This window comes from Mycolicibacterium arseniciresistens (assembly GCF_030519285.1).
Lineage (GTDB): Bacteria > Actinomycetota > Actinomycetes > Mycobacteriales > Mycobacteriaceae > Mycobacterium > Mycobacterium arseniciresistens.
In genome coordinates, this window is sequence record NZ_JAUMSQ010000577.1 from 1 (window position 1) to 586 (window position 586).

A 586-nucleotide genomic window follows, 5' to 3' on the forward strand; every position below is an offset into this window, starting at 1 on the left:
GACCGGTCGTCACCGCGGGCCGCCAACCGCGCCGCCTCGCGTGCGGCGTCGAGGCAGCGCACCTGCATCGCCACCGCGGACACGCCCGCCGCACACAACACCAGGACCGTGACAACTGCCGCGACGGCGAACGCCGCCTCCACGGTGACCGCACCCGCCTCGCCACGGCACCGGCCGGCTACACGTTGGTGTTCAGGGCACGGCTGATGATGTTGGTCAGCGCGCTGACGATGGAGTCGCCGGTGACCACCGTGTAGAGAATCGCCCCGAACGCCGCGGCGGCGATCGTGCCGATGGCGTACTCGACCGTCGACATCCCCTCCTCGTCGACCACCAGCAGCGTCAGCCGCAACCGTACATCGCGAATCATGTTGTCCAGCATCGGTTTCCCTTCTTCGATCATCCTCGGCGTCCGTGGCCGGTCCACGTACCGCCGCCGTCACAGCACGCCTGTCTGCAGGACGTCGCCGGCCAGTCCGGCGACGACGGGCACGATGCCCAGGCACAGGAAGGCCGGCAGGTAGCACAGCCCGAGCGGCGCGGCGATGAGCACCGAGGCGCGCTCGGCCGCCGCCCCCGCGGCGTC

The 586-nt window shown here is 71.0% G+C and carries 2 protein-coding genes and 1 pseudogene; all 3 read right to left on the reverse strand.

Annotated features, from left to right (window positions below):
• On the reverse strand, nucleotides 1-143 hold a 143-nt coding region (locus Q2100_RS31585), incomplete at its 3' end, for a TadE family type IV pilus minor pilin (RefSeq protein ID WP_302917171.1).
• Between the two features lie 35 nt (nucleotides 144-178).
• Nucleotides 179-382: a DUF4244 domain-containing protein gene (locus Q2100_RS31590; protein ID WP_302917170.1), complete on the reverse strand. Its 204-nt coding sequence runs from the start codon at nucleotides 380-382 to the stop codon at nucleotides 179-181.
• Nucleotides 383-439: 57 nt separating this feature from the next.
• A pseudogene (locus Q2100_RS31595) lies at nucleotides 440-586 on the reverse strand (type II secretion system F family protein); the annotation flags it as partial.

What these genes read in the sequence shown, in the direction of transcription:
- Q2100_RS31590 (WP_302917170.1), bottom strand. Translation starts at nt 382, where the DNA reads ATGCTGGACAACATGATTCGCGATGTACGGTTGCGGCTGACGCTGCTG.